We start from the raw sequence: 12,409 nt of genomic DNA, 5'->3' as shown, positions 1-12,409 counted from the left end.
CCCACTCGATCCCCGGGCAGACGGTACGGCCCGGGGCCCGCCGCCCCGTGACGGCGGCCCCCGGCGGTCAGTTCACGACAGGCCTCGCACGCGGCCCTACGCGCCGCCCTTGACGCCGACGCCCGCGTAACCCTGGTGCTGCGCCAGCTCCTCGCCCTCCGGGACCGGCCCGTCCGGCCGCCACAGGGGCGGCCGTACCAGGCCCGGCTCCATGAGTTCGAACCCGTTGAAGAAGGGCATCAGTTCGGCGCTGCTGCGCATGATGAGCTGAGCGGTGGAGTTCTTGTAGACCTCTGCCACCTGCCGGAGCGCTTCCCCGCCGTCGAAGTCCGCGGTGATGTGGGAAAGGATGAGGCAACTGCCCTCCGGCAGCCGGCTGGTGAGCGCCGAGATGATCTTCCCCGGCTCGTCGTCGTCGCGGATGAAGTGCAGCACGGCGACCAGCATCAGGGCGACAGGCTGGTCGAAGTCGATCAGCTGGCGTGTCGTGGGGTGGTCGAGGATCGCCTCGGGGTCGCGCAGGTCGGCCAGTACGAAGCTCGCGTTCCCGGAGTTGGTCAGTTTGGCGCCCGCGTAGGTCGCCACTATCGGATCGTTGTCGACGTAAGCCACCCGCGTGTCCGGGGCGACCTCGCGTGCCACCTCATGAGTGTTGGGCGAGGAGGGGATGCCGGTGCCGATGTCGATGATCTGCCGGATGCCGCGGTCCACCACCGCACGTACCGCCCGGTGATGAAAGTCGCGGTTCCCCCGGGCGGTCGGCCTGATGAACGGTGCGTGGCCCAGGACGCGTTCCGCGGCCTCCCTGTCCACCTCGTAGTTGTCCCGGCCACCCAGGTAGTAGTCGTACATCCGTGCCGGGTGCGGCTTGGTGGTGTCGATCTGCTCGGGGGTGAAGCCCGTCTCCGACACATCGTCCTCGCTCTCGTTGCTGCGGGTCATGCGAGCAGGAAGTCGGCCTCGCCGGCCTTCGCGCCCTGGATGAACTTCTTGATCTCGTGCGGGGTGTAGATGAGTGCGGGCCCGTCCGGGTCCGCCGACTGCCGCAGGGCGACGCTTCCGTCGGCCAGCTTCAGAGCCTCCACACAGCTGCCTCCGTTGCCACCGCTCCAGGGCTTGTGCCAGCCCTCGGTGCCGAGGTGTTTGGCGGGCATGCCGTTGTAGATACGACCCATGGTTCAGATCTCCTTGCGCATCGCACTGAGGATCGCCTCCGTCCGCGACACGGGCGCGGCCTGGGCGCACATCCGGTCCAGCGCCTCCAGAAAGGCCGTCACGTCGTCGCGGTGGTCGAAGTAGACGGCTCCGACCAAGCTCTCCGCGCAGGCGACATCCGGGAGTTCGTCGATGGGGAACCGGAAGAGGTGGAACGGGCCGTACATCGCCGGGTGCGGACCGACGCTGAACGGCATGATCTGCAGCCGTACATGGGGTTGGGCGGCGGCCTCGATGAGCCGGCCGATCTGCTCGCGCATCACTTCCGGGCCGCCGATGGCACGGCGCAGTACCGTTTCGTCCAGCACCACCCACAGCATGGGCGGCTCGTCCCGCTCCAGAATGGCCTGGCGCTCCAGCCGCAGCGACACCTGACGCCGGATCTCCTCTTCCGGCGCCTGCGGCATCCCCGCGCGCAGCACGGCCCGCGCGTACCCCTCGGTCTGCAGCAGGCCGGGCACGTAGTGCGGTTCGTAGGCCCGGATGACGCGTGACTCGCTCTCCAGGCTGACGAAGGCACTGAACCATTCGGGCAGCACGTCGCGGTAGCGATGCCACCAGCCGGGCTGGTTGGCCTGCCGGGCCAGGGTGAGGAACTGCTCGACCTCCGACCGCTCGGTCACCCCGTAGGTCTGCAGCAGCTTCTCGACGTAGACGACCTTCAGGCCGACCTCGGCCTTCTCCATCCGGCGGACCGTGGCATGAGTGACATCGAGTGCGCGGCCGGCCTGCTCGTAGGACAGCCCGCAACTCTCCCGCAGATGCTGCAGCCGCCTGCCGAGCACCACCCGCAAAACGGTGGGGGCACCTCCGCCCGCACGCGAGTCCACCACTACCTCTCGCCTCCAACTGCCCTCATGGTGCAGCAGTTTGGCATGACGCCGCGGGTGAGGACAGCCTGGCCCGAACGATTCTGTAATTTGCAGACTGATCCTTGCCAGGCGCGAGTGACGAACCGCATAGTGGAGCGGTGGCTTCCCCCCATGACTCCCTCTCATTAGAGGAACGGCCCGCTGCCCCGTCGGTACACCCGCTCCGGGACGCGTTCCGTCTGCCCGCCCTGGAGACCTCCGTGTCCAGGGCGCGAAGACGAGTACTCGACCGGCTGCACGCATGGTGCGTCGACGATGAGGCGTGCGACGACGCCCAGTTGCTGGTGTCCGAGCTGTTCACCAACGCGGTGCGCCACACCGCGAGTGAGAAGGTCAGCTGCGAGCTGTGGGTGATCGGTGTACGGCTGCATCTCGAGGTGACCGACCAGGGCGGCGGCCCGCATCCGCTGCAGCCCCGCCCGACCGGATCGGTGGACACGGACGGGGAAAGCGGCCGTGGCCTGTTGCTGGTCAGCGTGCTGGCCGACGAATGGGGCATCCGTCCCGGCGGACTGGCCCGCGGTCCGCGAAGGGGCCACGCCGTATGGGCGGAGCTGACCTGCGCCCATACCGCCGCCCAGCACTGAGAACGCTCTCGCCCACCCCCGCCCCGGCCACCACGGCGCCACCGCTCAGACACGGGCGGTGGCGCAGTGCCGTGCCCTGCCGGGATGCCATGGCCGCCCTCACGTCCCGCCCCCCGGCTCTCCGTGTACCCGCACCGGCGCTTCGGTTAGGCTGCCAGGCATGGACAGCACTTACTGGCACGCGGTCACTCCGCCCCCGGCGTCCCGCTGAGGGCGCACTTCTTCATGACGGGCGGCGCGAGGCCGCCCGTGTCCCCAGCAGCTCAAGGTTGCTTCACCGCACCGAGCCGCTGAGTACTCCTGCGCCCATCCGATGACCGTCAACACCGGCCTTCAACGGATCAGGACGCAATCCGCATGCCTTCCTCCGCTGCCAGCTCCACCGGGCGCGCGCACACGCCCGTCACCTCGGTCGACTCATCCGACGGACCGCGCCCGGGCGCCGCGCCGTCCCCCGCTCGCCGTGCGGCAGGCGGGGGACGGGGCGCCCTTCTCATACTCGCCGCGGCAAGCCTGTGGGGCACCACAGGCACCGCCGCCAGCTTCGCGCCCGCGGCCGCCTCCCCGCTGTCGATCGGCGCCGTCACGATGGGCGCCGGCGGGCTGCTCACTCTCCTGCTCGCCGGACGCTCGGCGCTGCGCGTGCTCCGCGCGGGCGGTGGGCAGCTGTGGTGGGCGCTGCTGGGCGGACTGGCTGTCGCCGTCTACCCGCTCGCCTTCTACACCTCGATGGCCAGAGCCGGGGTGGCGACCGGCACAGTGATCACCATCGGCTGCTCGCCCGTCTTCGCCGCCCTGCTGGAACGGCTGCTGCACGGGACCCGGCTGACGCTCAGGTGGCTGGCGGCGACGCTGTCGGCGGGAGCCGGCTGCGCCTTGCTGACCCTCACCGCGCACGGCGGCACCACAGTCGGCGACGACCTGCCCGGCGGAGTGGCCCTGGCCCTGCTGGCCGGTGCCTGCTACGCCGTCTTCACCTGTTACGGGGCGCGCGTCATCCGCGCCGGCCACTCGTCCCGTGCGGCGATGGGCGCCCTCTTCGGGCTCGGCGCCCTCGTGCTGCTGCCGGTGCTTGCGGCGACGGGCGGGCCGCTGCTGACCGATCCGCGCGGACTGGCGGTGGGCGCCTACCTGGCTGTGGTGCCGATGGGCCTGGCGTACGTGCTCTTCGGCGCGGGGCTGGCCAGGGTGACCGCCGGCTCGGCGACCACCCTCTCGCTCTTCGAGCCCGTGGTGGCCGCGGTGCTGGGCGTCGCCGTCGTCGGTGAGCGGCTCGGCGGCTGGGCCTGGGCGGGCACCGGCCTGGTCCTGCTCGGGCTGCTCGTGCTGACCGTGCTGACCGTCCCGGTCCGCTCCCGCAAAAGGACGGCTGCCGGCTGACCGCTCGTGCGGTCGGCCGGCAGCCGCCGGAAGCTGTCCGCCGTCAGCTGTCGGCCGGGAGCTTCTCCTGCCGGCCGGCGTTCGCGTCCCTGCGCTGCCGCCAGATCCCGATGGCGAGCACCAGACCGCCCACCACGATGGACATCACCATCTGCTGCCGGCCCTCAGCGTCGTAGAACATGTAGCCGACGACGAAGAGGATCAGGGCGATCGTGGCGTACGTCAGGTAGGGGTACATCCACATGCGCACCGTGTGCCGCTCGGGCATGTCCCGCTCGATGATGGGCCGCATCCGCAGCTGGGAGAAGCAGATGACCAGCCACACGAAGAGCGCCACGGCGCCGGAGGAGTTCAGCAGGAACTGGAAGACCGTGTCCGGGGAGGTGTAGTTGAAGATCACGGCGACGAAACCGAAGGCGACCGAGGACCAGATGGCGATCGCCGGCACACCTCGCTTGTTCACCTGCGAGAAGGACTTCGGCGCGTCGCGGCGCTTGCCGAGCGAGAAGGCCATCCGGGAGGCGGTGTAGAGACCGGAGTTGAGACAGGAGAGCACGGCGGTCACCACGATGACGTCCATGATGGTGCCCGCGTGGGGAATACCGATCTCGTTCAGCGCCGCGACGTAGGGGCCCTCTTCGACGACCGCCTTGGAGTTCCACGGCAGCAGCAGCACCACCAGCAGGATCGAGCCCAGGTAGAAGGTGCCGATGCGCCAGATCACGCTGTTGGTGGCGCGGCTGACCATCTTCTCCGGCTGCGCGGATTCACCCGCGGCCAGGGTCACGATCTCGCTGCCCATGAAGGAGAAGACCACCAGCAGCATGCCGGAGAGAATCGCCCCTGGTCCGTTCGGCAGGAAACCGCCGTGGCCGGTCAGGTTCGACGCCCCCGCCGCCTCGCTGCCGGGCAGCACGCCGAAGACGGCGAGCCCGGCGATCAGGATGAAGGCGGCGATCGCCACCACCTTGATCCCCGCGAACCAGAACTCGAACTCTCCGTAGGAGCCCACCGAGGCGAGGTTGGTGACCGTCAGTACCACCATCACCAGCAGTGCCCAGGCCCACTGGGGGACGGCCGGGACCCAGCCGGTGAGGATGGTGGCCGCGGCGGTCGCCTCCACCGCGAGTACGACGACCCAGAAGAACCAGTAGAGCCAGCCGATGGTGAAGCCCGCCCAGCGTCCGAGCGCGCGGTCGGCGTAGGTCGAGAAGGAGCCCGAGGAGGGGTCCGCCGCGGCCATCTCGCCCAGCATCCGCATCACCAGGACGACCAGCAGCCCGGCGAGCGCGTACGAGACCAGAATGCCCGGACCGGCCTTGGCGATGCCGGCTCCCGATCCTACGAAGAGGCCGGCACCGATGACACCGCCAATCGCGATCATGGAAAGGTGGCGGTTCTTCAATCCCGCCTTCAGAGTGTCCGGTTCCGTGGTGCTCGCGGACGAGGGCGCCTGCCCCGAGCGCTCTTCAGTACCACTCTCGGTGACGTTCGGCGGTCGCATGCCCATCTATCGTTCCTTCAGTTCCCTGGGCAATGCCCCGAACCGGCCTTCATTCGAAGGTCCCGCCGGGTACTTCGCCGCTGACTTGGGTCAGTGGGTCACTAGAACCCAGCTGGGCGGGACGGTCAAGGTGATCTACGTCATCATCACCAAGGGTGAACAGTCGCCTCCCCAGCGGTGGGGTCGAGGCGGGCGGAAACACATCCGGAGCAGCACATTCCGGGCGATCGGCGAAACCGGCCCCTCCCCTCGCCACCTCTCCCGCGCCTTCCGCTTCGCCGCCGCCCACGCGGAACCGACGCGACCGGCGGGGCGTTCTCCTACCAGATCCCGATAAGCGCGGACAGTGGACGGAGGCAGGCCCATGGACACCGAACCCGGGGACCGTGGCCGGGAGGGGGAGGATGTCCCCGGCGAAGCCGGGGAAGCGCTTGGCGAGGCAGAGAAGGGGTCCTGGGACGGGCCCGTTCTGGACGAGGCGTTCATCCGGGGCGCCGAGGTGAGCGAACCGACCGCGCGGACGCGCATGCTCCGGGAGCGGTGGCGCGACCGGCCGCCCGAGCCGCAGCCCTGGCGAGCCGACAAACCCCCCGCCGGCTGGTTCTTCAGCAAGAGCCGGCGAAGGTCTCGCAAGCGACGACGCGGCGGAGACGCCTGAACAACACCAGCGTGTCCAGCGGCACCACCGGACACGCGCGGCCCCGCTTCCCTCGTCTTTTCCCGCCTTCCCCCGCCCATCCCTCGCGCCCGTTCCGGTCCGGCGTCAATTGGGCGAATAATGGCCGTATAGGTAGCGGTGGCATGGGAAGTCTCTTCCATTAATTCGCACATTTTTGCGATGCGAGCGCACCACACCTGCGAAACTCATAGACGAGCGTCGAACAGGGCGAAGGGCGACCACCATGGCAGACGGCACTCTCGGCGATTCCCTCACGGCACCCGCCCGTGACGATCTCCTCGACCGTGCGCAGCCGTACCGGCGTGAACTGCTCGCGCACTGTTACCGCATGATGGGCTCGGTGCACGACGCCGAGGACCTGGTGCAGGACACCTACCTGCGGGCCTGGCGCGCGGCCGACCGTTTCGAGGGCCGCTCCTCGCTGCGTACGTGGCTCTACCGGATCGCGACCAACGCATGCCTGACCGCCATCGAGAGCCGTGGCCGCCGCCCGATGCCGTCCGGGCTCGGCGCGCCCAGCGACGACCCGGAACGTCCCGTGACCGAGGCTCCCGAGGTGCCGTGGCTGGAGCCGGTACCGGACGCGCTGTTCAGCGGTGAGCAGCCGTCGGACCCGGCATCGGTGGTGGTCTCCCGTTCCAGCATGCGGCTCGCGCTCGTCGCCGCGCTGCAGCATCTGCCGCCCAGGCAGCGCGCCGTGCTGCTCCTGCGCGAGGTGCTGAAGTGGCGGGCCGCCGAGGTCGCCGAGCTGCTCGGCACCTCCACGGCGAGCGTCAACAGCGCGCTGCAGCGCGCACGGGCGCAGCTCCAGCAGGCGGCACCCGCCGAAGACCAGCTCTCCGAGCCCACCGATCCAGCTCAGCGCGAACTGCTCGACCGTTACGCCAAGGCCTTCGAAAACTCCGATGTCGCCGCGATCGTGCAGCTGTTCAAGGAGGACGCGGTCTGGGAGATGCCGCCGTTCCCGGAGTGGTTCCGCGGTCGCGACGCCATAGCGCGCCTCATCGGCGCCCAGTGCCCTATAGGTCCCGGCGAGGGCCTCATGCTGCCCACCGCCGCCAACGGGCAGCCCGCCTTCGGGCTCTACGGCCGGCACGAGGGCGGCGACTACCTCCCCTTCAACCTGCACGTGCTCACCATCACCGGCGGCCGCATCGAGAGGGCCGCGGCCTTCTTCGGCGCGGACCTGTTCCGTACGTTCGGGCTTCCGGACTCCGTGCCCGCGGACGCGCCACGGCGCTGACCCGTCCCCGGCGCGGGCTCACGCCCCCAGCAGGTGGTCCATGGCCAGCTGGTCCAGACGTTCGAAGGCCATGCCGCGCTCGGCCGCCGCCTCGAGTCCGAAGTCCTCGAAGGCCGTGCGGTCCGCCAGCAGCCGCGCGGGCGTCTCCCCCGGGGCAAGCGTCGGCTGCGCGAGCTGGTCGAGCCGTGAGGTCCGCAGCGCCTCCTGGACGACGGGGTCGGCGCGGAAGGCGGCGGCCCTCTCCCGCAGGATGAGGTAATTGCGCATGCAGCCGGCTGCCGACGCCCACACCCCCTCGTAGTCCTCGGTGCGCGGCGGTTTGAAGTCGAAGTGCCGCGGCCCGTCGTAGCCCCCGCTCTCCAGCAGGTCCACGGTCCAGAACGCGGCCCGCAGGTCCCCGGCACCGAAGCGCAGGTCCTGGTCGTACTTGATGCCGGACTGGCCGTTGAGGTCGAGGTGGAAGAGCTTGCCCGACCACATGGCCTGGGCGATGCCATGCGGATAGTTGAGCCCGGCCATCTGCTCGTGACCCACCTCGGGGTTGACGCCGAAGAGCTCGGGCCGCTCCAGGCGGTCGATGAAGGCGAGGGCGTGTCCGACGGTGGGCAGCAGGATGTCGCCGCGCGGCTCGTTGGGCTTGGGCTCGATGGCGAAGCGCAGCCCGTAGCCCTGTTCGGTGACGTACTCGGCCAGGAAGTCGAACGCTTCCTTCATCCGGTCCAGCGCGGCCCGTACGTCCTTCGCGGCCCCGGACTCGGCACCTTCCCGGCCGCCCCACGCCACATAGGTCCGCGCACCGAGCTCGGCGGCGAGGTCGATGTTGCGCATGGTCTTGCGCAGGGCGTAGCGGCGCACGTCCCGGTCGTTCGCGGTGAAGGCGCCGTCCTTGAAGACCGGATGGGTGAAGAGGTTGGTCGTCGCCATCGGCACCGTCATGCCGGTGGCGTCGAGGGCCTGCCGGAACCGCTTGACGTGCGCGTCGCGCTGGGATTCGGTGGCGCCGAAGGGGATGAGGTCGTCGTCGTGGAAGGTGATCCCGTACGCGCCGAGTTCGGCGAGTCGCCCCACCGCCTCGACCGGATCGAGCGGCGAGCGGGTCGCGTCACCGAAAGGGTCACGCCCGAGCCAGCCCACGGTCCACAGCCCGAAGCTGAACCTGTCCTCCGGTGTCGGCCGGTAATTCATCTCGCCGCCCCTCTGTCCGCGCGTCGCCCTGCGCGCGGCACTATTCGTCATGACCATTGACAAATTAGTATGCGCCCAGGGACGCAGCCAGGGAAGAGGAAGCTGAGGGGTTTCATGTCGGCACCAGAGGGACCGCTCGTCATCGGCGTGGACAGCTCCACGCAGTCGGCCAAGGCGCTCGTCGTGGACGCCGCCACCGGTCAGGTCGTCGCCCGCGGCCAGGCCCCGCACACCGTGAGCGCCGGTCCCGGCCGCGAGAGCGACCCCGAGGAGTGGTGGCGGGCCCTCGAGGCGGCCCTGGAGCAGTGCGGCCGGGCGGTGGAGGAGGCCGCGGCCGTCTCGGTCGGCGGACAGCAGCACGGACTCGTCGCCCTCGGCGCCGACGGTCGCCCGGTGCGTCCCGCGCTGCTGTGGAACGACGTGCGGTCCGCGCCGCAGAGCGACCGGCTCATTGAGCGGCAGGGCGGTCCGGAGCGGTGGGCCGAACGGATCGGCAGTGTGCCGGGACCGGCCTTCACCGTCACCAAGTGGGCGTGGCTGTGCGACAACGAGCCCGAGGCCGCGGCAGCCACCACGGCGGTCCGGCTGCCGCACGACTATCTGACGGGCCGGATGACCGGGCAGGGCACGACAGACCGGGGTGACGCCTCGGGCACGGGCTGGTGGGCCACCGCCGGCCAGAACTACGACGAGGAGACACTGGAACTCGTCGGGCTCCGGCCCGAGTTGCTGCCGCGCGTCCTGACGCCCGGCGAGGCGGCGGGCACCGTACGGCCCGGACTGCCGCTGCCCGCGGGGGCGCTGGTCGCGGCGGGGACCGGCGACAACATGGCCGCGGCCCTCGGCCTCGGGCTGCGGCCCGGCCAACCCGTGCTGAGCCTGGGCACCTCGGGCACCGTCTACGCCGTCTCCCCGCACCGCCCCACCGATCCGACCGGCACGGTCGCCGGCTTCGCGGACGCCCGCGGCGACTGGCTGCCCCTCGCCTGCACGCTCAATTGCACGCTCGCGGTCGACCGGCTGGCTGCCCTGCTCGGCCTCGGCCGGGAGGCCGTGGAGAGCGGCGGCGACGTCACGCTGCTGCCTTTCCTGGACGGCGAGCGGACCCCGAATCTCCCGTACGCGTCCGGACTGCTGAGTGGTCTGCGGCACGGCACCACGGGGGGACAGGTGCTGCAGGCGGCGTACGACGGCGCGGTCTTCGCGCTGCTGCGGGCCCTTGATGAGGTGCTGGACGAGGAGACCCCACGGGACGCCCCACTGCTGCTGATCGGCGGTGGCGCGAAGGGCACCGCTTGGCGCGAGACGGTGCGGCGCCTCTCGGGCCGGCCCGTGCGGGTGCCGCGCGCGGAAGAACTGGTGGCGCTGGGCGCCGCGGCCCAGGCCGCCGGCCTGTTGCTGGAGGAGGACCCGGCAGCGGTGGCACGCCGCTGGGGCACCGCCGAGGGGCCCTCCTACGAGGCGGTGCCGCGCGATGACGCCGCGCTGGCCCGCATCGCGGGCACCCTGGCGGGCGCGGATACGCTGCTGCGGCAGCGCTGACCGCGCCCCCTCGAGACGGCCCCGGCGGAACGGAACCCCGATGGCAGCCCCCGCGCCCAACTCCCAGCAGGAGATGCGGCAGCGCAACCTCGCCCGTGTCCTGTACGCGGTCGCGGCGGCCGGAAGAACCGGCCCCGTCTCCCGCGCCGCCGTCGCCGCGCGGATCGGGCTGACCCGGGCGGCCGTCTCCACGCTCGTCGAGGAGCTGGTACGTGCCGGATTCCTGGTCGAACTGGGGCCGGGGCGTTCCGGCGGGGTCGGCAGACCGGGCAACGCGCTGGCACTCACCGACCTGGGACCGTGCGGAATCGGCGCGGAGGTCGGAGTGGAGCATCTCGCCGTGTGCGCCGTCGACCTGCGCGGGCAGGTCCGCGCCGGCAGGCGCGAGGAGACATCCGACCGCGAGGGTGACCCGGCCTCCGTACTGCGGCTGCTCGGCGTCCTCGTCGACCGCGTCGTCGCCGACGCCGGTGCCGCGGGCCTGCGCCCGGCGGGGCTCGCGGTCGCCGTACCCGGCCTCGTCGCCCGCGGCACGTCCACCGTGGTCCGGGCTCCGAACCTCGGCTGGCACGACACCGATCTCGCCGCGCACCTGCCCGGCAGCCTCCCGCTCACTGTGGAGAACGAAGCCAACTTCGGTGCCCTTGCCGAGCTCTGGCTGGGCGAGGAGGGCACCGCGCCGCGCGACTTCATCCACGTCTCCGCCGAGGTCGGCATCGGCGCCGCGATCGTGCTCGACGGTGAACTGCTGCGCGGCAGACGCGGCTTCGCCGGTGAACTCGGCCATCTCCCGGTGCGACCGGAGGGGCCACGGTGCGCCTGCGGCGGGCGCGGCTGCCTGGAGCAGTACGCGGGTGAGGCGGCCCTGCTGCGTGCCGCGGGCGTCGACACCGGCACAGGCACCGGTGGCACAGGCACCGGCGGGCGCAGCGCGGCCCTGGCCATGCTGCGGACCCGGGCCGAGGCCGGCGACACCGCCTGCCTCGAGGCTCTGCACCGCGCGGGCGAGGCGCTCGGCATCGCGCTCGCGGGTGCGGTGAACCTTCTCGACCCGCAAACGGTACTGCTCGGCGGCGCCCTCGCCACGCTGGCGCCGTGGCTGATGCCCGCGCTGGAGCAGGAGTTGCAGCAGCGCACGGCGGCTCCCGGCCCCGTGCCTCAGCTGGCGGTTTCCGCGATCGGCTCGCAGGGACCGCTGCTGGGAGCGGCGCACTCCGTCGTACGGAAGGTGATGAACGACCCGCTGTCGTACACCGCGACGCGCTGAGGCCGGCCGGACACCCCAGCCCGGCCACACCCGAACGCTCCCTGACGCCCACTCACTTGTGCCCGCTCCGCGTCCGCCTCTTCAGCCGTTCAATCCACCAGGCCGCGAAGTTCAGCACTTCGGGCGATCAGCGGGCGGATGCCGCACCCCGGTCCGAACACACCCGCATCCTCGTGGTGTGACACCACGGCACCGAAGGCACCGGCTGCGCCGGACGACGGCAACGGCTTTGGCCGGTACGGCACTTGCCCTGAGCTGTGCCGCAACGGCGGCAGCCGGCCCTCCTCCCGGGCCCGGTCCCGGCACCGGCCCAGGCCCGCACAGCGACGTGCGCGCCTGGCACACCGCTGCGGGCGACGCCGGTCTCTCCGTCCGTACGGACGCGGACACCGGTGTCCGGGCCGATGTGGTGGCGCGGCACGGGGCATGCCCGGTCGCGGCACTCTCCGTCGTCACCGTCCACGTACGGGTGGAGCTGGTGGCCGGTCGCCGCTCGTGCGCGCCTGAGCCCCCCACGCCCGTACCACCGGCGCCGCCCGAACCACCGGCGCCGAGCACGCCCGCCCCGCCGACGCCGGAACCCTCGCGCAGCAGCGCACCGCCCGCCCCGGCCCCCGTGGCACACCGGCCACCCGCACCCGAGCCACCCAAGCCCGCACCGAAGCCCACGCCCACGCCGGAAGCGACCCCCTCTCCCCCGCCGTCGCCCGCCCCTTCCCCGACGCGTCTCACCGCCCCCGCTCGCCTCACCCCTGTCCAGCGGCACTCCGAGGGCAGGATGCCCCTGGTCACCCGCACCTTGCTGCTGGTCGCCCCTGCCGTGCTGGCCGCCGCCGCACTGCGTCCGCGTGGCGGCGGCTCCGGCTCGTCGGCGCACAACGCCGGTGGCGGCGGCTCCGGCTAAGCCGCCCCTGCCCGCCGAGACGCCGGGCCCC

The 12,409-nt window shown here is 71.6% G+C and carries 12 protein-coding genes; 7 read left to right on the top strand and 5 right to left on the bottom strand.

The window, feature by feature from the left end; genetic code table 11:
- Positions 1 to 96 precede the first annotated feature (96 nt).
- The 3 genes from ACRDP3_RS25105 to ACRDP3_RS25095 are packed head-to-tail and all read right to left on the bottom strand — an operon-like array spanning position 97 to position 2,003.
- Positions 97 to 942 (bottom strand): SAM-dependent methyltransferase, encoded by an 846-nt coding sequence (locus ACRDP3_RS25105; protein ID WP_431519274.1) that lies wholly within the window; start codon positions 940 to 942, stop codon positions 97 to 99.
- Positions 939 to 1,175 (bottom strand): DUF397 domain-containing protein, encoded by a 237-nt coding sequence (locus tag ACRDP3_RS25100; protein WP_431519273.1) that lies wholly within the window; start codon positions 1,173 to 1,175, stop codon positions 939 to 941. Before ACRDP3_RS25100 ends, ACRDP3_RS25105 begins: the two co-directional genes overlap by 4 nt.
- Positions 1,176 to 1,178: 3 nt before the next feature.
- A complete protein-coding gene (locus ACRDP3_RS25095; RefSeq protein ID WP_431519272.1) occupies positions 1,179 to 2,003 on the bottom strand; it encodes a helix-turn-helix domain-containing protein in 825 nt (274 codons plus the stop codon).
- A 263-nt stretch (positions 2,004 to 2,266) separates the two neighbouring features.
- On the opposite strand from ACRDP3_RS25095, the gene ACRDP3_RS25090 reads away from it, so the two are divergent.
- Positions 2,267 to 2,674, top strand: coding sequence for an ATP-binding protein (locus ACRDP3_RS25090; RefSeq protein ID WP_431519275.1), 408 nt, complete (start codon positions 2,267 to 2,269; stop codon positions 2,672 to 2,674).
- Positions 2,675 to 3,031: 357 nt separating this feature from the next.
- Complete coding sequence (locus ACRDP3_RS25085) at positions 3,032 to 4,054, top strand: DMT family transporter (protein WP_431519271.1); 1,023 nt, start codon at positions 3,032 to 3,034, stop codon at positions 4,052 to 4,054.
- Between the two features lie 43 nt (positions 4,055 to 4,097).
- On the opposite strand, the gene ACRDP3_RS25080 is transcribed toward ACRDP3_RS25085, so the two are convergent.
- Positions 4,098 to 5,564, bottom strand: a complete 1,467-nt coding sequence (locus tag ACRDP3_RS25080; RefSeq protein ID WP_431519270.1) for an amino acid permease — start codon at positions 5,562 to 5,564, stop codon at positions 4,098 to 4,100.
- 358 nt (positions 5,565 to 5,922) lie between these two features.
- Here ACRDP3_RS25080 and ACRDP3_RS25075 point away from each other — a divergent pair, with 358 nt between their 5' ends.
- Entirely contained in the window at positions 5,923 to 6,216 is a 294-nt protein-coding gene (locus tag ACRDP3_RS25075) for a hypothetical protein (protein WP_431519269.1), read from the top strand.
- A gap of 244 nt (positions 6,217 to 6,460) precedes the next feature.
- Entirely contained in the window at positions 6,461 to 7,480 is a 1,020-nt protein-coding gene (locus tag ACRDP3_RS25070) for a sigma-70 family RNA polymerase sigma factor (RefSeq protein WP_431519268.1), read from the top strand.
- An 18-nt stretch (positions 7,481 to 7,498) separates the two neighbouring features.
- On the opposite strand, the gene xylA is transcribed toward ACRDP3_RS25070, so the two are convergent.
- Entirely contained in the window at positions 7,499 to 8,665 is a 1,167-nt protein-coding gene (xylA, locus tag ACRDP3_RS25065) for a xylose isomerase (protein WP_431519267.1), read from the bottom strand.
- A 114-nt stretch (positions 8,666 to 8,779) separates the two neighbouring features.
- Between xylA and xylB the strand changes: the two genes are divergently transcribed.
- The 3 genes from xylB to ACRDP3_RS25050 all read left to right on the top strand — a co-directional run bounded on the left by xylB (position 8,780) and on the right by ACRDP3_RS25050 (position 12,378).
- Positions 8,780 to 10,207 (top strand): xylulokinase, encoded by a 1,428-nt coding sequence (gene xylB, locus ACRDP3_RS25060; protein ID WP_431519266.1) that lies wholly within the window; start codon positions 8,780 to 8,782, stop codon positions 10,205 to 10,207.
- Positions 10,208 to 10,247: 40 nt separating this feature from the next.
- On the top strand, positions 10,248 to 11,474 hold the full coding sequence (locus ACRDP3_RS25055) for an ROK family protein (RefSeq protein WP_431519265.1): 1,227 nt from the start codon (positions 10,248 to 10,250) through the stop codon (positions 11,472 to 11,474).
- Between the two features lie 328 nt (positions 11,475 to 11,802).
- Positions 11,803 to 12,378: a hypothetical protein gene (locus ACRDP3_RS25050; protein WP_431519264.1), complete on the top strand. Its 576-nt coding sequence runs from the start codon at positions 11,803 to 11,805 to the stop codon at positions 12,376 to 12,378.
- The last annotated feature ends 31 nt before the right edge of the window (positions 12,379 to 12,409 follow it).

Origin of the sequence: Streptomyces sp., assembly GCF_050698815.1 — a bacterium.
Classification (GTDB): domain Bacteria; phylum Actinomycetota; class Actinomycetes; order Streptomycetales; family Streptomycetaceae; genus Streptomyces.
The sequence above is the reverse complement of the archived record's forward strand: the minus strand, read 5'-3'. Positions and strand labels throughout refer to the sequence as shown.

What these genes read in the sequence shown, in the direction of transcription:
- ACRDP3_RS25105 (WP_431519274.1), bottom strand. Translation starts at nt 942, where the DNA reads ATGACCCGCAGCAACGAGAGCGAGGACGATGTGTCGGAGACGGGCTTC.
- ACRDP3_RS25100 (WP_431519273.1), bottom strand. Translation starts at nt 1,175, where the DNA reads ATGGGTCGTATCTACAACGGCATGCCCGCCAAACACCTCGGCACCGAG.
- ACRDP3_RS25085 (WP_431519271.1), top strand. Translation starts at nt 3,032, where the DNA reads ATGCCTTCCTCCGCTGCCAGCTCCACCGGGCGCGCGCACACGCCCGTC.
- ACRDP3_RS25080 (WP_431519270.1), bottom strand. Translation starts at nt 5,564, where the DNA reads ATGGGCATGCGACCGCCGAACGTCACCGAGAGTGGTACTGAAGAGCGC.
- ACRDP3_RS25075 (WP_431519269.1), top strand. Translation starts at nt 5,923, where the DNA reads ATGGACACCGAACCCGGGGACCGTGGCCGGGAGGGGGAGGATGTCCCC.
- ACRDP3_RS25070 (WP_431519268.1), top strand. Translation starts at nt 6,461, where the DNA reads ATGGCAGACGGCACTCTCGGCGATTCCCTCACGGCACCCGCCCGTGAC.
- xylA (WP_431519267.1), bottom strand. Translation starts at nt 8,665, where the DNA reads ATGAATTACCGGCCGACACCGGAGGACAGGTTCAGCTTCGGGCTGTGG.
- xylB (WP_431519266.1), top strand. Translation starts at nt 8,780, where the DNA reads ATGTCGGCACCAGAGGGACCGCTCGTCATCGGCGTGGACAGCTCCACG.
- ACRDP3_RS25055 (WP_431519265.1), top strand. Translation starts at nt 10,248, where the DNA reads ATGGCAGCCCCCGCGCCCAACTCCCAGCAGGAGATGCGGCAGCGCAAC.